The organism is Mycobacterium pseudokansasii, from assembly GCF_900566075.1.
Lineage (GTDB): Bacteria > Actinomycetota > Actinomycetes > Mycobacteriales > Mycobacteriaceae > Mycobacterium > Mycobacterium pseudokansasii.
This window is the reverse complement of the sequence record NZ_UPHU01000001.1, coordinates 3,719,134-3,739,856: the sequence shown is the minus strand read 5'-3', so window position 1 is coordinate 3,739,856 and position 20,723 is coordinate 3,719,134. Positions and strand designations below refer to the sequence as shown.

The 20,723-nt window shown below is 68.2% G+C and carries 19 protein-coding genes; 8 read left to right on the top strand and 11 right to left on the bottom strand.

Annotation, left to right across the window (positions count from 1 at the left end; genetic code table 11):
• Positions 1–98 precede the first annotated feature (98 nt).
• Positions 99–1,010 carry a TIGR01777 family oxidoreductase gene (locus tag EET10_RS16900; RefSeq protein ID WP_036402740.1) on the bottom strand — a complete coding sequence of 304 codons (912 nt, stop codon included), beginning with the start codon at positions 1,008–1,010 and terminating at the stop codon, positions 99–101.
• A gap of 39 nt (positions 1,011–1,049) precedes the next feature.
• A complete protein-coding gene (gene sucB, locus EET10_RS16895) occupies positions 1,050–2,831 on the bottom strand; it encodes a 2-oxoglutarate dehydrogenase, E2 component, dihydrolipoamide succinyltransferase (RefSeq protein ID WP_122502334.1) in 1,782 nt (593 codons plus the stop codon).
• Between the two features lie 232 nt (positions 2,832–3,063).
• Here sucB and EET10_RS16890 point away from each other — a divergent pair, with 232 nt between their 5' ends.
• Entirely contained in the window at positions 3,064–4,845 is a 1,782-nt protein-coding gene (locus EET10_RS16890; RefSeq protein ID WP_036402742.1) for an SDR family oxidoreductase, read from the top strand.
• Here EET10_RS16890 and EET10_RS16885 read toward each other — a convergent pair.
• A complete protein-coding gene (locus EET10_RS16885; RefSeq protein WP_051490495.1) occupies positions 4,838–5,203 on the bottom strand; it encodes a hypothetical protein in 366 nt (121 codons plus the stop codon). The two genes, EET10_RS16890 and EET10_RS16885, sit on opposite strands and share 8 nt — an antisense overlap.
• 183 nt (positions 5,204–5,386) lie before the next feature.
• Here EET10_RS16885 and EET10_RS16880 point away from each other — a divergent pair, with 183 nt between their 5' ends.
• Positions 5,387–5,851, top strand: coding sequence for an SRPBCC family protein (locus EET10_RS16880; protein WP_244601986.1), 465 nt, complete (start codon positions 5,387–5,389; stop codon positions 5,849–5,851).
• Positions 5,852–5,853: 2 nt separating this feature from the next.
• Positions 5,854–7,452 carry a phytoene desaturase family protein gene (locus EET10_RS16875; protein ID WP_122502333.1) on the top strand — a complete coding sequence of 533 codons (1,599 nt, stop codon included), beginning with the start codon at positions 5,854–5,856 and terminating at the stop codon, positions 7,450–7,452.
• Positions 7,453–7,467: 15 nt separating this feature from the next.
• Here the strand turns inward: EET10_RS16875 and EET10_RS16870 are convergent, their stop codons facing one another.
• On the bottom strand, positions 7,468–9,015 hold the full coding sequence (locus tag EET10_RS16870) for a leucyl aminopeptidase (protein WP_036402747.1): 1,548 nt from the start codon (positions 9,013–9,015) through the stop codon (positions 7,468–7,470).
• A 6-nt stretch (positions 9,016–9,021) separates the two neighbouring features.
• The gene (locus tag EET10_RS16865) at positions 9,022–10,158 is read right to left on the bottom strand and encodes an adenylate/guanylate cyclase domain-containing protein (RefSeq protein ID WP_036402750.1); all 1,137 of its coding nucleotides are present in this window, start codon (positions 10,156–10,158) and stop codon (positions 9,022–9,024) included.
• A 45-nt stretch (positions 10,159–10,203) separates the two neighbouring features.
• Here EET10_RS16865 and gcvT point away from each other — a divergent pair, with 45 nt between their 5' ends.
• Both gcvT and EET10_RS16855 read left to right on the top strand, forming a co-directional pair.
• The gene (gcvT, locus tag EET10_RS16860; protein WP_036402753.1) at positions 10,204–11,301 is read left to right on the top strand and encodes a glycine cleavage system aminomethyltransferase GcvT; all 1,098 of its coding nucleotides are present in this window, start codon (positions 10,204–10,206) and stop codon (positions 11,299–11,301) included.
• A 50-nt stretch (positions 11,302–11,351) separates the two neighbouring features.
• On the top strand, positions 11,352–12,458 hold the full coding sequence (locus tag EET10_RS16855; protein WP_063466550.1) for a branched-chain amino acid aminotransferase: 1,107 nt from the start codon (positions 11,352–11,354) through the stop codon (positions 12,456–12,458).
• Here EET10_RS16855 and EET10_RS16850 read toward each other — a convergent pair.
• The 5 genes from EET10_RS16850 to EET10_RS16830 all read right to left on the bottom strand — a co-directional run bounded on the left by EET10_RS16850 (position 12,455) and on the right by EET10_RS16830 (position 17,046).
• Positions 12,455–13,864, bottom strand: a complete 1,410-nt coding sequence (locus EET10_RS16850) for a hypothetical protein (protein ID WP_051490496.1) — start codon at positions 13,862–13,864, stop codon at positions 12,455–12,457. The genes EET10_RS16855 and EET10_RS16850 overlap by 4 nt on opposite strands.
• Before the next feature lie 106 nt (positions 13,865–13,970).
• The gene (locus EET10_RS16845; protein ID WP_063466549.1) at positions 13,971–14,711 is read right to left on the bottom strand and encodes an adenosylcobinamide-GDP ribazoletransferase; all 741 of its coding nucleotides are present in this window, start codon (positions 14,709–14,711) and stop codon (positions 13,971–13,973) included.
• Entirely contained in the window at positions 14,708–15,778 is a 1,071-nt protein-coding gene (gene cobT / locus EET10_RS16840; protein ID WP_051490497.1) for a nicotinate-nucleotide--dimethylbenzimidazole phosphoribosyltransferase, read from the bottom strand. Before cobT ends, EET10_RS16845 begins: the two co-directional genes overlap by 4 nt.
• Positions 15,775–16,317, bottom strand: coding sequence for a bifunctional adenosylcobinamide kinase/adenosylcobinamide-phosphate guanylyltransferase (locus EET10_RS16835; protein WP_036402755.1), 543 nt, complete (start codon positions 16,315–16,317; stop codon positions 15,775–15,777). Before EET10_RS16835 ends, cobT begins: the two co-directional genes overlap by 4 nt.
• A gap of 24 nt (positions 16,318–16,341) precedes the next feature.
• Positions 16,342–17,046: a DUF3043 domain-containing protein gene (locus EET10_RS16830; RefSeq protein ID WP_036402758.1), complete on the bottom strand. Its 705-nt coding sequence runs from the start codon at positions 17,044–17,046 to the stop codon at positions 16,342–16,344.
• Positions 17,047–17,208: 162 nt separating this feature from the next.
• Between EET10_RS16830 and EET10_RS16825 the strand changes: the two genes are divergently transcribed.
• The gene (locus EET10_RS16825) at positions 17,209–18,285 is read left to right on the top strand and encodes a glycerate kinase family protein (RefSeq protein ID WP_099188445.1); all 1,077 of its coding nucleotides are present in this window, start codon (positions 17,209–17,211) and stop codon (positions 18,283–18,285) included.
• Positions 18,286–18,366: 81 nt separating this feature from the next.
• Positions 18,367–18,723: an iron-sulfur cluster assembly accessory protein gene (locus tag EET10_RS16820; RefSeq protein WP_036402761.1), complete on the top strand. Its 357-nt coding sequence runs from the start codon at positions 18,367–18,369 to the stop codon at positions 18,721–18,723.
• A gap of 44 nt (positions 18,724–18,767) precedes the next feature.
• Here EET10_RS16820 and EET10_RS16815 read toward each other — a convergent pair whose 3' ends face one another.
• The gene (locus tag EET10_RS16815) at positions 18,768–19,436 is read right to left on the bottom strand and encodes an Rv0361 family membrane protein (protein ID WP_122502332.1); all 669 of its coding nucleotides are present in this window, start codon (positions 19,434–19,436) and stop codon (positions 18,768–18,770) included.
• 192 nt (positions 19,437–19,628) lie between these two features.
• Here EET10_RS16815 and EET10_RS16810 point away from each other — a divergent pair, with 192 nt between their 5' ends.
• Positions 19,629–20,603, top strand: coding sequence for a carbohydrate kinase family protein (locus tag EET10_RS16810; protein WP_036402763.1), 975 nt, complete (start codon positions 19,629–19,631; stop codon positions 20,601–20,603).
• Positions 20,604–20,723: the final 120 nt, after the last annotated feature.

Sequence of the window (20,723 nt, the reverse complement as noted above, 5' to 3'; positions counted from 1 at the left end):
TGTTGACCGCTGGTGGAATTTTGATGAGACCGCAAGCGAAGAGTACACGAATGTACGCGTATCGGAAGGGGATACGCCGGGCAAAAAGCAGCTGAGTGCTAAGCGTGGTCGCGCCGCGCGGTGGCGTAGCGCAGCGCTTCGCCAATTGTGTTGTGGTGGAACTGAAAACCGGTTTGTTCCAGCGCAGCCGGGATGGCGCGCTGACCGCTGAGCAGCGCTTCGTCAGCGAACTCGCCGAGCGCGGCGCGTACCGCGAAGCCGGGCAGCATCAACGGGGTGGGGCGGTTCAGTGCCCGGCCGAGGGCGGTGGTGAACTCGGCGTTGGTCACCGGCGCGGGCCCGGTCATGTTCACCGGTCCGGACAAGTCCGGGTTGGAGATGGCGAACAGCAGCGCCCGCACTTCGTCCTCGAGGCTGATCCACGACATGTATTGACGGCCGCTTCCCAGCCGCGCCCCCAGGCCCACGGAGAATGCCGGCCGCATCGGACGCAGCGCGCCTCCGGCCGGAGCCAGCACCAGCCCGGTGCGGGCCAATACCACACGAGTGCCCGCGTACTGGGCCGGCAGTGTGGCGGCTTCCCAGTCCACGCATAGCTGGGCCAGGAAACCCGTTCCGGCTGAGTCGTTTTCGTCCACAACGCGGTTCCGGGTGTCTCCGTAGTAACCCACCGCGCTGGCGTTGATCAGGGTGCCGACACCGGCGTCGGCGACGGCGGCGGACAACACCTCGGTGGGCGTGAGCCGACTGTCGCGCAGGCTCTGTTTGAAGGCACCCGACCACCGGCGCCGGCCGATGTTGACGCCGCACAGGTTGACCACGGCGTCGACGCCGGCGAGTACGTCGGGATCGAACTCGCCGCTGTCGGGATTCCAGTGCAACTCGTCCGAACTCGCCGGTGTCCGGCGCACGATGCGAAGGACCGTGTGGTCGGCGGCGCGAAGCGCGGCGGCCAAAGCCGAGCCGATCAAGCCGGACGAACCCGCTATCGCGACAACAGTCTCGGGCACCGTTTCATCTAGCCTTTCTCGGCCCTTCTTGACGGCCCATCAAAGACCCAGGTCTGCTTCGAATGCTCCCTCTTCGAGGCGGTGCTTGATGGTGCTGAGGAAACGTCCCGCATCCGCGCCGTCGATGAGGCGATGGTCGTAGGTCAGCGGCAGATAGCACACGGAGCGCACGCCGATCGATTCGTTGCCGAAGGAATCGACGATCACCCTGGGCCGTTTGACGATCGCTCCGGTACCCAACATGGCGGCCTGCGGCGGCACCAATATCGGAGTGTCGAACAAGGCGCCCTGGCTACCGATGTTGGTGATGGTGAAGGTGCCGCCGGACAATTCGTCGGGCTTCAAGTTGCCTGACCGCGCGCGGGCGGCGATGTCGGCAATCGCGCGGGCCAGCCCGGCCAGCGACAAGTCGCCGGCGTTGTGGATCACCGGGGACAGCAGACCCTGCTCGGTGTCGACGGCGAACCCGAGGTGCTCGGCGTCGTAGTAGGTGATCTCCTTGGTCTGCTCGTTGTAGCTGGCGTTGATGTTGGGATGAATCTTGAGGGCGTCGATGACCGCTCGGGCGAAGAACGGCAGGAAGGTCAGATTCACCCCCTCCCGTTCGGCGAACGCCGCTTTGGCCCTGGCGCGCAGCGTCACGATCTTCGTCATGTCGACTTCGTGGGTCTGTGTGAGCTGCGCAGTCGCCTGCAAGGACTCGCGAGTCTTGTTGGCGGTGATCTGGCGGATCCGGCTGGCCTTCTGCGTGGTGCCGCGCAGATGCGCCAATGCGGGCGCCGGGGCGGGCGGGGCGGCGGCTTGGGCAGCCGGCGCAGGGGCTGGAGCCGGCGCCGGCCCGGCTGGTTTCTTCTGTTCTGCCGCGGCCAGCACGTCCTGCTTGCGGATCCGGCCGCCGACGCCGGTGCCGGTGACCTCGGCGAGGTCGATGTTGTGCTGTGAGGCCAGCTTTCGCACCAACGGTGTGACGTACGGGGTGCCTTCCGCTCCGCCTTGGGGCGCGGGCTGAGATGGTGGCGCTTCGGCCTTCGGCGCGGGCGCGGTGGCGGGTTCCGGCCTGGGTTCCGGCTTGGGTTCGGGAGCGGGCCTGGCGGGCTCCGGCTTGGATTCAGGCTTGGGCTGGGGCTTGGGTTCAGGCTCGGCTTCGGGTGCGGGGGCCGGCTTGGGTGCGGCCGGCGCGGCGGCTTGGGAGCCGGTGCCGATCCGCGCCAACTCGCCGCCGACCTGGACGACGTCGTCCTCGTCGGCGGTGATGCTGACCAGAACGCCGGCCACCGGTGACGGGATCTCGGTGTCGACTTTGTCGGTGGAGACCTCCACCAGCGGGTCGTCGACTCCGACCGAATCCCCGATTTTCTTCAGCCAGCGGGTCACGGTGCCTTCGGTGACCGATTCGCCGAGTTCGGGCATCAAGACCGGTGTGGTGTCGCCGGCGGAAGCCGACGGCTGGGCGGGTTCTGATACCGCCCGGGGTTCCGGTTCGGTCTCGGGCGCCGGTTGGGCCTGCGGCGCCGGCTCGGCCCTACCGGAACCCGAGGCCTCCGGCTCTGGTTGGGCGGGCTTCTGGTCGCCGCCGCTTTCCGACGTGTCGCCGATGATGGCCAGTTCGCCGCCGACTTCAACCGTGTCGTCCTCCTGGGCGATGATCCTGGTCAGCACGCCGGCGGCCGGCGAAGGGATTTCGGTGTCGACCTTGTCGGTAGACACCTCGACGAGGGGCTCGTCGATCTCGACCGTGTCGCCTTCCTGCTTGAGCCAGCGGGTGACGGTTCCCTCGGTGACGCTCTCACCGAGTGCCGGCATCTGGACTGAGAAGGCCATCTCTGTTGACTCCTCGATCGGTCGTCGGTCGGCGCAAGCCGACCTCTGGCTTACCACACAGTCGTACACCGGGTGCGGAACCCAAGTAGATGTCGAAACCTATCCTGTCACTGCCGCGCGGCCGCCACGCATTCAGGGCGCGGCGCCTTCCGGCAGCAACGGCGACCGTGCGGCGCTTGCTACGGTGTGGCCACTGGTAGGCGAAGCAAGTCCCAGGTGAGGCGGAGGTCCGATGCCGGCAGCACAACAGGCACCCCAGCGGTTCGTCGACAGCGCCGACGGCGTTCGTATCGCGGTCTACGAAGAAGGCAACCCCGACGGTCCGGCGGTGGTGCTGGTGCACGGCTTTCCCGACTCGCACGTGTTGTGGGACGGCGTGGTTTCGCGGCTGGCGCAGCGTTTCCGGGTGATCCGCTACGACAACCGCGGGGTCGGCCTGTCGTCAGCGCCGAAACCCGTCTCCGCCTACACCATGGCTTGTTTCGCCGACGACTTCGCCGCAGTTGTCGACGAGCTGAGCCCGGGCCGGCCGGTCCACGTCATGGGCCACGACTGGGGCTCGGTGGGCATCTGGGAGTATCTGACCCGCCCCGGCGCCAGCGACCGCGTCGCCTCGTTCACCTCGGTATCCGGCCCGAGCCAGGATCAGTTGGTCAACTACCTGTTGGGCGGGCTGCGCCGGCCATGGCGGCCGCGACGGTTTGTCCGGTCGCTCACCCAGGCGCTGCGGTTGAGCTACATGGCATTGTTCTCGGTGCCGGTCCTGGCGCCGCTGTTTGTGCGGATGGCGCTTTCGCTCGCGGCGGTTCGGCGCAACATGGTCGACAACATCCCTGCCGAGCAGATCCACCACTCCGACAACCTGCCCAGCGACGCCGCTCGTTCGGTGAAGACCTACCCCGCCAACTACTTTCGGTCGTTCTCCCGGCAGCGCCGCAGTCGTGGCATCACCGTCATCGGCGTGCCCGTGCAACTCATCGTCAACACCCAGGACCCGTATGTGCGGCCCTACGGCTACGACGAGACCGCACGCTGGGTGCCGCGACTGTGGCGACGCGACATCAAAGCCGGCCACTTTTCCCCGATGTCGCACCCGCAGGTGATGGCGGCCGCGGTGCACGACATTGCCGATCTTGTCGAAGGCAACCCGCCCAGCCGCGCGCTGCTGCGGGCACAGGTCGGCCGGCCGCGCAAGCACTTCGGTGACATCCTGGTGGCCGTCACCGGGGCCGGAAGCGGAATCGGCCGCGAAACCGCACTCGCGTTTGTCCGCGAGGGTGCCGAGGTGGTGATCAGTGACATCGACGAGGCCACGGTGAAAGACACGGCCGCAGAGATCGCCGCACGCGGTGGCGCCGCCCATCCGTACGTGCTCGACGTGTCCGACGCCGAGGCGGTCGAGGCGTTCGCCGAGCAGGTCAGCTCCGAACACGGCGTTCCCGACATCGTCATCAACAACGCCGGCATCGGCCAGGCGGGCGGCTTCCTGGACACCCCCGCCGAACAGTTCGACCGGGTGCTCGCGGTCAATCTCGGCGGCGTGGTCAACGGTTGCCGTTCCTTTGGCCGTCGTCTGGTCGAGCGCGGCACCGGCGGTCACATCGTCAACGTGTCGTCGATGGCCGCCTACGCGCCGCTGCAGTCACTCAGTGCCTACTGCACCTCCAAGGCGGCGACGTTCATGTTCTCCGACTGCTTGCGGGCCGAACTCGACGCCGCCGGCGTCGGACTCACGACCATCTGTCCCGGCGTCATCGACACCAACATCATCGCGGCCACCCGCTTCGATGCGCCCGACGGCAATGCCGAGCAGGTCGAAGACCGGCGCGGGCAACTCGGCAAGATGTTTGCGCTACGCCACTACGGGCCGGACAAGGTTGCTCACGCGATCGTGTCCGCGGTCAAGAAGAACAAGCCCATCCGGCCGGTAGCTCCGGAAGCCTACGCGCTGTACGGCCTCTCGCGGGTGCTGCCCCAGGCGCTACGCAGTACCGCACGCATGCGGGTCATCTGACGTCTCCCAGGCTGGTGTCGGCGGTCTCGGAGGCCTGGGTCCGTCGCACCAACAGCGCGCCGCCTATCCCGACGACCCCGATGACCACCAGCGGGATGGTCCACATGCGCCGGCTCGATACCGCCGATTCACATTGAGCCACGAAGTCGGTGTGCGGGATGACCTGGTTGAGGATCGGGATGTTGGCGCCGTTGCTGTCGTTGGCGTTTCGCGCCGCGGACAGGTCGGTGGCGAACCCGTTTCCGCAGGAAATCGAACCGCCGTTGCTGTTGGACACCGACACCGGCACCAGCAGACCGATGACACCGGCCACCAACAGCACGGCACTCACCGCAATGATCAACCGTCGCAGAGTCACAATTCGGCCTTCCTCGAAGTTTCCGGTCGCTTCCAGTCGCTTCCGGTGGCCAAGGTGGGTTAGCCGCTGCGTCGTGCCGCTAAACCTGCGGTGTTTGCTCGCCGGCCTGCGCGGTATTGCGCATTGGTTCCCGGCGCGGCGGGTACCCGCTCGGATTACCCCGGCGCGAAAGAAGGACCACTCATGACCGTGATGCGAGAACTGATCGCTGCCCGCGACGTGGCGGCGTCGTGCCAGGACGTCTGGAGCGTGCTGGCCAACGGATGGACCTACAGCCAGTGGGTGGTGGGCAACAGCCGCACTCGCGCGGTCGACCCGCACTGGCCGCAGCCGGGTTCGGCAATCCGGCACTCGATAGGGGTCTGGCCGTTGGTGATCGACGATCAGACGGTGGTCGAGAGTTGTGCGCCCGGCCGGGAAATCGTCTTGCACGCCGGTCTGGGCTGGTTGGGTGCCGCCCGGATCACCATGCGGCTGCAGGGCATCCCAACCGGGTGCCAGGTGGAGATGATCGAGTTGCCGGTGCAGGGGCCCATGCGGGTGATCCCGGATCGGCTGGCTCTGGCGGCCATTTATCCGCGCAACCGCGAATGCCTGTTGCGGCTGGCGGCCATGGCGGAACGCTTCGAGCCCAGTCAGGTCACGTAGTCATGGCCCAGGCTTCCGACGCGGTTGACGCCGTCGTTATCGGCGCCGGACATCACGGGCTGGTTGCCGCGTCGATGCTGGCCGACGCCGGGTGGGACGTGCTGGTCCTGGAGGCCCAGCCCGAGCCGGGCGGCGCGGTGCGCAGCGCCGAACTGACACCTGGCTACATCACCGACCTGTTCAGCTCCTTCTATCCCATGACGGCTGCGTCGCCGGCCATCGCCGCGCTGCAGCTGGAAGACCACGGACTGCAATGGTCACATGCGCCCGCGGTAGTTGGTCATCCGCGCAGTGCGACCGATGACGACCCGCCCGTCCTCTACCGCGACCCGGCCCGCACCGCGGCGGACTTCGAGCGCCGCCACCATGGCGACGGCGAAAACTGGTGGCGGGTGGTGAGATTGTGGGAACGAATCAAGCGACCGCTGCTGGACGCGATGTTGTCGCCGTTTCCGCCGGTGCTTCCAACGATCCGGCTGCTGGTCAAGCTCGGTGCCGCCGACGGCGTTCGGCTCGCGCATCTGCTGGCGCAGCCCGCCAACACCATGGTGGATCGGATGTTTTTCGGTGAGGCGCCGCGAGTGTTGTTGCTGGGCAACGCAATGCACGCTGACGTGCCGCTGGATGCGCCGGGCAGCGGCGCATTGGGGTTTCTGATGACGATGCTGGGTCAGGACTGCGGCTGGCCGGTGCCAGTCGGCGGTTCCGGTCAGTTGACCGCGGCTCTGGTGAACCGCGCTTCGTCGGCGGGCGCGCGAATTGAGTGCAATCAGAACGTCGCTCGGATCAATGTCCGCGGTGGCCGCGCGGTGTCGGTGACCACCAGCGGTGGGCGAACGGTTCGGGCGCGACGGTCGGTGGTCGCCGATGTGGCGGCGCCGCGACTGTTCTGCGACATGTTGCCAGCCGAGGCGGTCCCGGACGGCTTGCTGCGCGAGCTCGAGCACTACGTCTGGGATCCGCCGGTGGTCAAGGTCAACTATGCGCTCAACGGTCCCATCCCGTGGCGGGCGGAAAGTTTGCGGCAGCCGGGCACCGTCCATCTCGGGGCCGACGGGGACGGGCTGGTGCGCTGGATGGCCGACCTGAACACCCGGGTGGTGCCCGAGCATCCCTTCATGCTGCTGGGCCAAACCACCACCGCCGACCCGACCAGATCACCTGTCGGTACCGAAAGTGTTTGGGCCTATTCGCATCTGCCGCGCACCGTGGCTGACGACGCTGCGGCGGAGCAACTGGCCACATCGATCGACCACGTCATCGAAGCGCATGCTCCCGGGTTCGGGGCGCGGGTGCTCGACCGGTTCGTGCAACGTCCGTCGGATCTGGAAGCCAGTGACGCCAACCTGCATCTCGGTGCGCTCAACGGCGGCACCGCTCAGTTACCGCAGATGCTGATATTTCGTCCCGCTCCGGGACTGGGTCGCGCCGAAACCCCAATCGAGGGACTGTATTTGGGTAGCGCGTCGGCTACTCCGGGTGGCTCCGTGCACGGCGCCTGCGGGCGGAACGCCGCGCAGGCCGCGCTGGCGGCCGCCGGCCTGACCGGCTGGCCGCGGCGCAAGCTGAGCCGCGCGGTGATCTCGCTGCTGACCAAGTAGCCGGCCGGCGGTTTTCTAGCCGTTTTCGCAGATGTCCTCGAGCGCCGCGACCATGGTCCGGGTCGGCACGCCGGTGGCACCCTTGGGCGTGTAGCCCCACGCGCTGCCGGTGTTGTAGGCGGGGGCGGCCACGTCGATATGCGCCCAGTCCACCGAGTCGGCGACGAATTCCCGCAGGAACACGCCGGCCACCAGCATGCCGGCGAAACGTTGACCACTGACGTTGGCCAGGTCGGCCACCGTGGATTTCAGGTCCTCTTTGAGCTCATCCGGCAGCGGCATGGGCCAGCCGTTTTCGCCGACCCGCCGCGAGATCGCGGCGACGCGATCGCGGAACGCGTCGCTGCCCATCACGCCGGGGATACGCGCGCCCAGCGCCACCGTCTGCGCACCGGTCAACGTCGACGTCTCGATCAGATAGTCCGGGTTGTCCTCGCAAGCCCGAACGATCGCGTCGGCCAGGATCAGCCGGCCCTCGGCGTCGGTGTTGAGCACCTCGACCGTCGTTCCGCCGTATTGGGTCAGCACGTCGCCGGGGCGCTGCGCCGTCGCCGAGGGCATGTTCTCGGCGATCGGCACCGTGGCGATCACGTCGATCGGCAACTGCAGCCGCGCGGCCAGCGTCACCGTGGCGATCACCGCGGCGGCCCCGGCCATGTCCGAGGTCATGTGGTGCATCGACGCGGCCGGCTTGATCGAGATCCCACCGGTGTCGAAGGTGATTCCCTTACCGACCAGCGCGACCTTCTTGACCCGCTTCGCATTCTTGGCCAGCCGCGATCCCCGATAGACCAGCCGCACCAGGCGCGGCGGCCGCGACGAGCCCTGGCCGACACCGATCACACCGCCGTAACCGGCCTTCTGCAGCGCCTTCTCATCGAGCACCTCGACCTCGAGTCCGGCCGCCTCGCCCAAAGCCTTTGCGCGCCTAGCTAACTCGGCGGGGTAGAGGTGGCTCGGCGGCGTGTTCACCAAGTCGCGGGCGGTGGCAACCGCGGTCGCCACCGCCGCGGCGTGGGCGCTGTGCTTCTTGGCGTCCTTGGCCGTGCTCAGCACCGTGATCTTGTGCAGCCCTTCGTCTTTGGGCGCGGTCTTGGCGCTGCGGAAAGCGGTGAACCGGTAGCTGCCCAGGATCAGCCCCTCGACGGTGGCCGAGCAGACGCCCTCGCCGGGCAACTCGGCCAGCGTGGTGATCACCGCCTGCGCGCTGCCCAGCGACCGCGCGGCCACCCCGGCGGCCCGGCGAATGGTGTCCGGCGGCCAGTCCGAACGCGGCTTGCCCAGGCCGACCGTCAACACACTGCCCACCGGCAGCGACGGCACGACCAGCCGGTGCACCTGTTCGGCGGCGCCCGTGGCCTGCAGTGCGCGCAGGCCGGCCTCGATCTCGGCGACCGCGTGGGCGCTCAGAAACGGCTCGGCGACGGCCACCAGCGCCCCTGGAGTCTCGTCGTCACCGGCCGAGACGACCGGCACGATCAGTACTGCAGAACCCGCACCGCGTTTCGGCGGTGAGGTGGCAACGTTGACGGCGGGGCTGTGGTAACCCGGTTCGGTGGTCACGCGCAATTACCCTACGGGACTTGGCCCGTCGGCGTCGCGGGCCTGCAGTTCGAAGGCCGTCACCGGGGCGTCAAAACCCTTCAGCGTCAGCGGGCCGTGCGGGGTCGCGGGCCAATCCGGCAATTTCTCATGGAGATCGCTCGCGGCCAGGATTTGTCCCGGTGCCGCGACGGCCACGAGTCGCGCGGCGAGGTTGACCGGGCTGCCGAAGTAGTCGCCGTTGATGGCCAAGACGGTGCCGTAAGCAAGCCCGGCACGCACCTGCAGGTCGGCCTCGCGCGCCCGCGGATGGTCGACTAGATCAACCGCCGCCTGCACCAACCGCTCGGGTGTCGGGCTCACCCACATGACCGCGTCGCCGATGAACTTCACCAGCCGGCCACCGTCGGCATGCACCACGTCGGCGACGGTGGCGCCGAACTCGGTGAGTAGATCCTGCAGCTGCGCAGGTGTGAGCGTCTGGGTCAGCGCGGTGAAGCTGGACAGATCCGCAAAGCCGATGCCACAAGTGATGCTCGCCGACGTGTCCTGAACGACACCTTCGAAATACGTGCGGGCACTGGTCAGATGATGCCGGTGAACGACGTCGATCAAGCTCCCGATCCGGGGGACGAACTCGGCGATGGCCCGGTACGCCTGGGCGGTGGCGAGCTCGTCATGGGTGTGGGTCATCTGGATGTCCGGCATGCCGGCACGGATCATCGTCGACTCGGCTTCGGCGAGCCGGGCCATCGCGGTGCCGACCACCCGCAAAAGTCCGTACGCCCCGTCCTGACCTACGACCGCTTTCAGCGCCACCCAGGTCGCCAGCGCCTCGACGTCGGCCTGGCTCAACGCCGGAACATCGGGACCGGCGACGGTAAGACCGAGCAGGGCCCAGACGCGGGCGACCTCCTCGGCGGACAACCCGAGTTCTTCGGCCGCCGACTGCACGGTATGGATGGGAGGCCCCGACCATTGCAAGACATCACCGGCAAGGCCGAATAGCCGGCCGCGGCGCTCGGCTTCGGCCATCTCGTCGACGGTGAAGCCCAGTCCGTCCAGGTACTTGATCAGGTCGGCGCGCCCGCGTGGATCAGCGATTCCGGCAGCTTCCAGCGCTTCGACGTCGAGGGAGTCGGGAGAGTCGAGGGAGTCGGACACCTACCCAAGTGTGCCAGCCGCCGACGCCGATTAGGGTGAGTCGTCGTGACCGATGAGCTGCAGCATGGACCCCTGGAAGATCGCCACCGCGCATTGGGTGCCAGTTTCGCCGAATTCGGCGGCTGGCTGATGCCGGTGTCGTATGCCGGGACCGTCGGCGAGCACCATGCCACCCGCACTGCCGTCGGCCTGTTCGACGTCAGCCACCTCGGCAAGACGCTGGTCCGGGGACCGGGTGCGGCGGAGTTCGTCAACTCCGCGCTGACCAACGACTTGCATCGCATCGGCCCCGGTAAGGCGCAATACACGTTGTGCTGCAACGAATCCGGCGGCGTCATCGATGACCTGATCGCCTACTACGTCGACGACGACGAGATCTTCCTGGTACCCAACGCCGCCAACACCGCAGCGGTGGTCGGCGCATTGCAGGCCGCCGCCCCGGGTGAGCTGACGATCACCGACCTGCATCGCTCCTATGCGGTCTTAGCGGTGCAGGGCCCGCGCTCCACCGATGTGCTCACCGCACTGGGCCTGCCGACCGACATGGATTACATGGGCTACGCGGATTCGGCGTATTCGGGAGTTCCGGTGCGGGTATGCCGCACCGGCTACACCGGTGAGCACGGCTACGAACTGCTGCCGCCCTGGGAGGCTGCCGGCGTGGTGTTCGACGCGCTCGCGGCGGCGGTCACCGACGCCGGCGGCCAGCCCGCCGGTCTGGGCGCTCGCGACACACTGCGCACCGAGATGGGTTATCCGCTGCACGGGCATGAACTTTCGCGCGACATTTCGCCGTTGCAGGCCCGCTGCGGCTGGGCGATCGGCTGGAAAAAGGATGCGTTCTTCGGCCGCGACGCGCTGCTGGCGGAGAAGGCAGCGGGGCCGCGGCGGTTGCTGTGGGGACTGCGGATGGTCGGGCGCGGCGTCTTGCGCCCGGGTCTGACGGTGCTGGTCGGGGATAGGGCGGTCGGGGTTACCACCTCGGGAACGTTTTCACCCACGCTGCAGGCCGGCATCGCGCTGGCGCTGATCGATAGCGATGCGGAAGTGGTCGACGGTGGGCAGGTCACCGTCGAGCTTCGCGGCCGCACGGTCGACTGCGCTGTGGTGCGCCCGCCGTTCGTCGAGGCGAAAACGCGTTAGCGACCCACTCGCGTGCGGAAAACCCTTCCTACACCGATAGAATCGGCGCCATGACCAGCGGGTCCCTACAGTTCACGGTTACGCGCGCGGCGAATCCGGCAAGCGATGCCCAGCGCGTAGCGATCCTGCAGGACCCCGGTTTCGGCACGTTTCACACCGACCACATGGTCTCGATCGACTACACCGAGGGCACGGGCTGGCACAACGCGCGGGTCATCGGCTATGGCCCGATCGAGCTGGACCCGTCGGCGATCGTGCTGCATTACGCGCAAGAGGTCTTCGAAGGCCTCAAGGCCTACCGCTGGACGGACGGCTCGATCGTGTCGTTTCGGGCCGAGGCCAACGCCGCAAGATTGCGGTCCTCGGCCCGGCGGCTGGCGATCCCGGAATTGCCCGACGAGCTGTTCATCGAATCACTGTGTCAGCTCATCGCCGTCGACAACGCCTGGGTACCGCAGGCCGGCGGTGAAGAAGCGTTGTATCTGAGGCCGTTCATCATCGCCACCGAGCCCGGCCTGGGAGTGCGGCCGGCCAAGGAATACCGCTACCTGCTGATCGGCTCACCAGCAGGCGCGTACTTCAAGGGTGGCGTCAATCCCGTCAGCGTCTGGGTGTCAACGGAATACGTGCGAGCCAGCCCCGGTGGCACGGGCGCGGCCAAGTGCGGCGGCAACTACGCCGCCTCGCTGCTGGCCCAGGCCGAAGCCGTCGACAACGGATGCGACCAGGTGGTGTGGCTGGACGCCGTCGAACGCCGCTACGTCGAAGAAATGGGCGGGATGAACATCTTCTTCGTGTTCGGCAGCGGCGGATCGGCCAGGCTGGTCACCCCGGAGCTGTCCGGCTCGCTGCTGCCCGGCATCACGCGGGATTCGTTGCTGCACTTGGCGATTGATGCCGGTGTCACCGTCGAGGAGCGCAAGATCGATATGGCCGAGTGGCAGAAGAAGGCCGCCGTCGGCGAGATCACCGAGGTGTTCGCTTGCGGTACCGCCGCCGTGATCACCCCGGTCTCGCGGGTGAAATGCGGCGACGTCGAGTTCACCATCGCCGACGGCCAGCCCGGTGAGCTGACCATGGCGTTGCGTGACACGTTGACCGGAATCCAGCGGGGCACCTTCGCCGACACCCACGGGTGGATGTCGCGGTTGGGCTAACTGGCTGCCGCGGCTGCGGCGGCGGCCGGCCGAACCGGCTCGGATTGCCAGCTGCGCGCGGCCCGTACGGTCGGCCGGCGGCGGACGGAGCCGTCACAGTCGGTGAGAAGGACCAGCCTTGGTACGCGGGTCTGCGGTCGCGATGATCGATCGTGCGCCCGGTCGTCCATTGGCCCGGGTGCCCGGACGGCTGCGAAAGCGGCAACCAGGGACAGCGCCAGCACAACGACGACCGGCCAGACGGTGGCGTGTTTTTGGGCGATCATGCCGAGGACACCGCCCACCAGGGTGAACGTGATCGCGAGCAACGTCGCCCCGAAGCCGATCAGCGTCGCGCGGTGCTGCTCGGCGGCGAACACGCTGATCCAGGAAACCGACGCGGCGGATACGGGCTGGGCGGCCAGCGTCGCCAACAGGAAAACCGTGCCGTACGCCCACAGGTGGTACCACTGGCCGGACAACTCCGCCACGATGCACACCAGGGCTGCGGTCGTGCTGCACAGTGCGCTGCCCAGCAGCATGCCGCGCACTCCGAACCGGCGGTAGACCTTGCGCCAGAACGCCGAACCGACGACCAGTCCGACGCTGGACAGGACCACCAGCACATGCAAGCTACCCATCTTCTTTGCGGCGCGCAGGCTGTAGAAGGTGGTTCCCAGGCAGATCGGGGCGAACAGCAGATACGTCATCGCGTACTGGCGAAACCACGGCTGGGCCTGGGCGACCGCGAAACCCTGTCGATAGATTTCCCGAAGCGGCGGGCGGGCGGTGGTGGACGCGGACCGCATGGGACCCACGAGCAGCGCAGCGACACTGGAAGCGATCAGAGCCAGGGCACCCAGCCACAGCAGATCACGGTAGTGGGCTATTTGATCACCGCTGGCCAGCATGGGCGCGATCAGCAGCATGACGCCGGTGGCCAGCGTCGATCCCGCGGCACCTTGAGTCAGGAACAGTTCGCCGCGGCGTCGTGCGGGCAACTTGCTGGAGACCATGTCGGTATAGGCGACAGTCGCCACCGCGATGACAACTCCGGCGGCGGCTGTGGTCAGCAGAAACACCGCCGCGGCGTAGACGCCGGTCCATGGGATTACCGCATCCCAGATCAGCAGCGCGGCCACCGTCGCCGCGGTCGCCGCCAGCAGCACGTGGCGCATCCGGCCGGCTCGCTGCAGGATCGCCGGCGACGCCGAATTTCCCATGATCAAGCCGATGCTGTACGCCGGAAACAGCATCCCGGCCGCCCAGGTGATGCCCTGATGTGCGCAGATGAAGGGCAGCACCACGGCGCTGTTGCTGAGTTGCATTCCGGTGGTGTAGAAAGTGCCCTGGGTCACCAATCGCCCGAACGGGCTGGTCCGCGCCGAAGCGGCAGCGACCGGCCTGGTCGACGGTGATAGCGGCATGTCTGAAGAGGTTAGGGCTGCTAAGCGGCCGAGACAATCCTCCGATCGGCCACAATCAGGGGAAACGCTTGTCCCCCGATTGGGGGAACGGCGGTGTCGCGACAGACTAGAAGCGGGCCAGTGCCGCCAGCATAAGTGCGCTGACCGTCGTCGTGAGTTCAATGGCCGCGCCGATCACGTCACCGGTGACGCCGCCGAACCGGCGCCTGCAGTGCGCGACCAGGGCGGCCCCGCACACCACCGCAACCAGTACCGCAACCGGTCCCTGCCAGGGCCGGGGACCCGCCGGCAGCGAAGCCGCCAGCAGCACCGCCAGCCAGGCCGCGACCACGGCCGCAGGCTGGGTACCGGCGACCTGCGCACCCAGGGTGCTGCCCTCGGCCGCCGGTACCGACCGGCGACAGGCCAGCACCGCGGTGATCCGGCCGGCGAACACCGCCACGATGACGCCGGCTACGCCCAGCATCGCGAAGGCCAGCCCCTGCAGCGTGATGACCAGGACCACGGCGGCCACCCCGAACGGCCCCGAAGACCCGTCGCGCATCACGGCCAGCGCGCGCTGCGGCGGGCCGTAGCAGCCCAGACCGTCGGCCGTATCGGCAACGCCGTCGATGTGCAGGCCGCGGGTTGCCGCCAGCAACACCGTCACTGCCAGCAACCCGGACAACGGGCTGGACGGCCCGAAGACCACAGCGCCGGCCCAGGTGACAGTGGCGGCCAGGCCACCCAGCGCCGCGCCGACCACCGGTAGCGCCGTCATCGAGCCGCGTCCCATCGGAGCGGCCCGCGAGCTCGGCATGCGCACCACCGTGCCGAAGGCGAAAGCTGTTGCCAGGTAACGGATCACGGCCAGGCCGGGCCGATACCGGAGGTTCGGGGACCGGACACACCGGCCTCGGTGAAGGTAGCCATCGACGACAGCGCGGCCACTGCGGCGCGCAGCACCGACAGCGCAAGCGTGGCGCCGGTGCCCTCGCCCAACCGCATCCGCAGGTCCAGAATCGGATCCAGCTGCAGCGCCGTCAGGGCCAGCTGGTGGCCCGGTTCGGTGGACCGGTGACCGGCCTGCCACCACTGCCGGGCGCCGGGCGCCAGGCGTTCGGCGACCAGAGCTGCGGCCGTCACCGCCATGCCGTCGAGCAACAGCGGAGTCCGCCGGACCGCGGCCTGCGCGCAAAATCCCGCCATCGCCGCCAGATCCGCGCCACCGCAGCAGCGCAGCAGCCCCACCGGGTCGGGCAGCACCGGCCGCGCCCGGAACAGCGCATCACGCACCGCGGCCGTCTTGCGGGCCCAGCCGGCATCGTCGATCCCGGTCCCGAACCCGACCACCGCGACCGGTTCGGTGTCGGTCAGCGCCGCCACCAGGACTGCCGATGCGGTGGTGTTCCCGATTCCCATGTCGCCGGCGATGAGCAGATCGGCGCCGGCATCGACCTCCTCGTCGGCGATCTGCTGGCCGGACGCGATGGCGCGGGCCGTCTCGTCGGCGGTCAATGCGTCTTCAGTGCTGATATCACCGCTGCCGCGGCGCACCTTGTACGCGCCGATCCGCTCCGACACCGCATCGGAATCCACAGCCAGGTCCGCCACCCGCACCGTCGCACCGGCCACGTCAGCCAACGCGTTGATCGCCGCCCCGCCGGCGTCGATATTGGCGACCATCTGGTCGGTGACTTCCGGCGGGTACGCCGACACCCCCGACCTGGCGACGCCGTGGTCACCGGCGAAAACGACCACCCGGGCGCGCTGGAACTGCCGCGGCGGACAGTGGCCCTGGCAGGAGGCCACCCAGACCGACAGGTCCTCGAGGCGGCCCAGCGCTCCCCGCGGCTTGGTCAGGACGTCCTGTCGGGCTCGCGCGGCGGCTTCGGCATCCGGGTCGGGCGGCGATATCGGCGCGAATCCGATCATGTGCGTGACGGCATGATCGGGACGGCCTGCCCGGGCACCACCAGCATCGCCTGATCGCAGATCGCTGCCATTCGCTGGTTGAGGCTGCCCAGCTCGTCGGCGAAGCGGCGCCCGGATGCGGTTGCCGAAACGACGGTCAGCCCGACTTCAGGGCTGACGAGTACCGGCGTCGACTCGAAGGTGCTGACCGCGTCGACCAGGTCGTGGGCGGGACCGGCCCCGGATCCGCTGTCCCAGGCCCGATGATGGTCCGGGGCGGCGGTCAGCCAGGCGCTGGGGTCGCCGACGAGCCTCGCGGTGTCCCGTGGCCGCCGCAACCGGGTGATGATGCCGTCAGTTTCGACGGTCGACCAGTGCCCAGGCCGGCGTTCGCGATGCTTGGCGACCCGTTGCGCCCACTCCTGCGCCCAGGCTGGGTCGGACTCGGCGACCGGCGCCAGGTAGCGGACCGGGTGGCCGGGTGCCAGTGAATCCGGGATGGTGCGCTCCGCCCAGCGGGACTTGCCCGACCTGATCCCGCCGAGAACCGGTGTGCGCATGAGTGGTCAGCCAGCTTTCCGGCGCTAACCGATGCTGGCTCCGCGCTCCACCTGGGGGCGCGGCGCCCGCATCCGGCGCATCTGTGACGCCCGGCCGGCAGCGTAAAGGCCGAGTTTCCAACGGCTTTCGGTGTTGCTCGGGAACTTCGCGTCGACCAGCCTGCTCACCTTGCGACCCAACAGGATCCCGTCGATGGTCATCAGGGCCATCAGCACCAGCATCGCGGGCGACATGTAGAGCTGCAGCTGCGGGACGGCGAACATCACGAACAGCAAAGCCAGCGCCGAGGGCATGAACAGGCCCAGCAGGCTAAAACGCCGGGCATCGACCACATCGCGGACATAACGGCGTATCGGGCCCTGGTCGCGCGGCAGCAGATAGGCCTCCTCCCCGGCCATCATTCGTTCGCGGCGTTCGCTCATCCGGGCCCGGCTGGCAGTGCGTTCGGCCCGGCGTTCGGCGCGGCTCAGTTTCGGGCCGGCCAGCGACTTGCGCCGGGCACGCGCCTCGGCGGCCGTCATCGGCGCCGGGACGACTGGGCCCTTCTTTGCGCTGCGCCTTGCCTCGCTGCGCTTGGGCGTCGGCCGGCCCTTAGGTCCGGTTGCTCGGGACCCGCGAGAAGTTGCGGGCTCGGCCGGGGAACGGGTCTGCGCCCCCTGGCTGTCCTCAGCCTTCGCCGATACCTCGGCGCCTTCTTCGTGGCCCTTCTTTCGGCCCAGCAGCTTCACAGTCGACAGGTTACTGTGCGCGCGGGCAGTGCCGGGGAATTGTGCTGCTGTTACCCAGCGCCAGCATCCGTGTTAGCCCTACTCTTGCTTGTAATGGACGGCAGGTCTGCTTCGGATGCCGCTGCCGATGCCCTCGGGCCCGGCCGGATCCAGCTGCCCGCGATGCGGGTACTGGTGGCCCCGGACTGCTACGGCGACAGCCTGTCGGCGGTGGATGCCGCCGCGGTGATCGCCACCGGCTGGACCCGCTCCCGGCCGAACGACACGTTCATCGTGGCTCCGCAGTCCGACGGCGGGCCCGGTTTTATCGAAGTGCTGCAAAGCCGCTTCGGGGAGTCGCGGCTGCTGCGGGTGTCCGGGCCGCTGGATACCGCCGTGGACGCCGCATGGATGTTCGATCAGGCCTCGGCAACCGCCTACCTGGAGTGTGCGCAGGCCTGCGGCCTGTCCCTGCTCGGTGGTCCGCCGACGACCGAGACCGCGTTGACCGCGCACAGCAGGGGAGTGGGCCAGCTCATCGCTGCCGCAGTCGCGGCCGGGGCGCGCCGCATTGTGGTCGGGCTGGGCGGTAGCGCGTGCACGGACGGTGGGTACGGCATGATCACCGAACTCGGCGGCCTGGACGCCGCCCGGCGACGACTCGCCGGAGTCGAGCTGATCGCCGCCTCCGACGTGGAATACCCGCTGGTGGGACCATGGGGCGCGGCCAGGGTGTTCGCGCCGCAGAAGGGCGCGGACGCGGCCACCGTCGCCGCACTGGAGGCCCGTCTCGAGGCATGGGCGGTGGAACTGGACGCGGCCGCCGGGCGGGCGGTGAGCGCCGAGCCCGGTGCGGGTGCCGCCGGCGGCATCGGCGCGGGTCTGCTCGCGCTCGGCGGCCGATGCGAGTCCGGTGCCGCGATCATCGCCGAACACACCAACTTGGCCGACGACCTGGCCGAAGCGCAGCTGATCATCACCGGTGAGGGCAAGTTCGACGAGCAGTCGCTGCACGGCAAGGTCGTCGGCGAGATCGCGGCCGCGGCCCGTCCGCTGGGCATTCCGGTGATAGTGCTGGCCGGGCAAGTGGTCCTGGATAAATCGACGATCCGATCGTCGGGGATCATGTCGGCCTTGTCCATCGCCGACTATGCGGGTTCGGTGCGGTTGGCACTGGCCGATGCGGCCAATCAGCTGATGGGTTTGGCGTCGGAAGTCGCCGCGCGACTCGGGAATCCCCGGCCTGCGGGGTACCGTTAGTAGCAGTGGGTTTTTCCCGACGGCCCGGGCTGACACGCCAGCCGGCGAGCCCACCTAACGATGAGGCATGTAGGAGAAGCAATGACGGTGCAGAACGAGCCGACCGCCAAGACTCATGGTGTGATCCTGACCGAGGCCGCTGCCGCCAAGGCGAAGTCCCTGCTCGATCAGGAGGGGCGTGACGACCTGTCGCTGCGGATTGCGGTGCAGCCGGGAGGCTGCGCCGGCCTGCGTTACAACCTGTTCTTCGACGACCGGACGCTTGACGGCGACCTGAGGGCGGAGTTCGGCGGCGTGACGTTGACGGTCGACCGGATGAGTGCGCCGTATGTGGAAGGCGCATCGATCGATTTCGTGGACACTATCGAGAAGCAGGGCTTCACGATCGACAACCCCAACGCAACCGGGTCCTGCGCGTGTGGGGATTCCTTCAACTGACCTGACCGAAGTGGGTCTACCGGGCCGGGATCATCCCGGCCCGGTCAATATTGCCCGGCTGTGCGCAGCACGTAGGAGCAGACCAGTATCTGCCCGCGCTGGAAGAGCAGCTGCGCGATGCCCTGCATCTGCCCCTTCGGCGGGCCGCCGGTGGCAGGTGTTACCTGCATGGTGAACAGCACCTGGGCCTGGTATTGCGACCAGTACACGATTTTGTCGATCGACGTCACGTCGGCCTGGGAGAACTGCTTGCGGAAGGCGTCACTGCTCAACTTGGCCAGGGCCTGATCCGACCGCCGGTCCTTGACCCCGTCATAGATCCCGCACAGCGCGTTGCGCACAATGACGTCGACATCGCGGTGCTGGAGTGCCTTGAGGTAGCCCTGAATCGCCGTTTTGGCCGATGTTTCCGTGAAGGTGCCCCCGGTGTTGGCCCCGTTGGTGCGAACCCCGTACACGATTGCCGCCGTCAACGCACCGACCAAGGCGAGGGCCAGCAGCGTGCCGATCAGCAGCCGCTTCGGCCGTCGCCTTCGATAGGAGCCCGGCATGCCGGGATAACCCGCCGCCGGGGCGGGGGGAAAGCCGGGTTGCCGGTCGGCCGCTTCATGGGGGTATTCAAGAGGCTCATCGGGCCCGGTCTGCGGGTACGGTCGCACCTCTCGGGCTCCTTCGGTGCCGACGGCAGGGTTCGGCGGGTGCTGACCGGCCATCGTGGTTCTCCTACGGTGGTGGACGAAACGACATGTGGGCTTGCCGCCCGGCAGCGGATTCCGGCAATCAGGTGAGTTCCCTAGGGCAGGCTAGCGCAACACCGGCCGTCGGCTGTCGACGCGACGGGGCGGGCCGCGGCGCCGATAATTGTGAGAGGCTAGACGACCTTACGGATCAAGGACGGAGATTTTGTGACGATTGCGGTAACCGGTTCGATTGCAACCGACCATCTGATGCGGTTTCCAGGCCGATTTTCCGAGCAACTGCTGCCCGAACACCTGCACAAGGTGTCGCTCAGCTTCTTAGTCGACGACCTGGTGGTGCACCGCGGCGGCGTGGCCGGAAATATGGCCTTCGCCATCGGCGTGCTGGGTGGCGACGTGGCGCTGGTCGGCGCGGCCGGCGCCGACTTCTCCGATTACCGCGACTGGCTCAAAGCCCACGGTGTCAACTGTGATCACGTCCTGATCTCCGAGACTGCGCACACGGCACGGTTCACGTGTACCACCGATGTGGACATGGCCCAGATCGCGTCGTTCTATCCGGGGGCCATGTCCGAGGCCCGCACCATCAAGCTCGCCGACGTGGTGTCGGCGATCGGCACGCCGGAGCTGGTCATCATCGGCGCCAACGACCCCGAGGCGATGTTCTTGCACACCGAGGAATGCCGCAAGCTGGGGCTGGCCTTCGCCGCTGATCCCTCCCAGCAGCTGGCTCGGCTGTCCGGCGAGGAAATCCGCCAGCTCATCGGCGGCGCCACCTACCTGTTCACCAACGACTACGAATGGGACCTGCTCTTGTCGAAGACCGGTTGGTCGGAGGCCGAGGTGATGGCCCAGATCGATCTGCGGGTGACCACGCTGGGCCCCAAGGGCGTGGATGTGGTGGACCCGGACGGCACCACCGTCCACGTCGGAGTGGTCCCCGAAACCAGCCAGACCGACCCGACCGGGGTCGGCGACGCCTTTCGCGCCGGTTTCCTGATGGGGCGAAGCGCCGGGTTGGCCCTGGAGCGGTCCGCGCAACTGGGTTCGCTGGTCGCGGTGTTGGTGCTGGAATCAACCGGCACCCAACAGTGGCGGTGGGATCACCAGGCCGCGGCGTCCCGGCTGGCCGGTGCCTACGGCGACGAGGCCGCCGCCGAGATCACCGCGGTGCTGGCCTAGCCCCGCGAGCAGTTGTCCGGGGGGCTAGGCCAGCCCCGCGGTGGGGGATGAAAATTGGTGCCGGCCGTTCGGCTGGGTAAGTGGTTGTTTGGCGGGCTGGTGGGGTCGAGGCGTGGGGGT

Excerpts from the sequence above, each read along its gene's own strand:
- sucB (WP_122502334.1), bottom strand. The coding sequence starts at position 2,831 with ATGGCCTTCTCAGTCCAGATGCCGGCACTCGGTGAGAGCGTCACCGAG.
- EET10_RS16890 (WP_036402742.1), top strand. The coding sequence starts at position 3,064 with ATGCCGGCAGCACAACAGGCACCCCAGCGGTTCGTCGACAGCGCCGAC.
- EET10_RS16880 (WP_244601986.1), top strand. The coding sequence starts at position 5,387 with ATGACCGTGATGCGAGAACTGATCGCTGCCCGCGACGTGGCGGCGTCG.
- EET10_RS16875 (WP_122502333.1), top strand. The coding sequence starts at position 5,854 with ATGGCCCAGGCTTCCGACGCGGTTGACGCCGTCGTTATCGGCGCCGGA.
- EET10_RS16855 (WP_063466550.1), top strand. The coding sequence starts at position 11,352 with ATGACCAGCGGGTCCCTACAGTTCACGGTTACGCGCGCGGCGAATCCG.
- EET10_RS16850 (WP_051490496.1), bottom strand. The coding sequence starts at position 13,864 with ATGCCGCTATCACCGTCGACCAGGCCGGTCGCTGCCGCTTCGGCGCGG.
- cobT (WP_051490497.1), bottom strand. The coding sequence starts at position 15,778 with ATGATCGGATTCGCGCCGATATCGCCGCCCGACCCGGATGCCGAAGCC.
- EET10_RS16835 (WP_036402755.1), bottom strand. The coding sequence starts at position 16,317 with ATGCGCACACCGGTTCTCGGCGGGATCAGGTCGGGCAAGTCCCGCTGG.
- EET10_RS16825 (WP_099188445.1), top strand. The coding sequence starts at position 17,209 with ATGCGGGTACTGGTGGCCCCGGACTGCTACGGCGACAGCCTGTCGGCG.
- EET10_RS16820 (WP_036402761.1), top strand. The coding sequence starts at position 18,367 with ATGACGGTGCAGAACGAGCCGACCGCCAAGACTCATGGTGTGATCCTG.
- EET10_RS16815 (WP_122502332.1), bottom strand. The coding sequence starts at position 19,436 with ATGGCCGGTCAGCACCCGCCGAACCCTGCCGTCGGCACCGAAGGAGCC.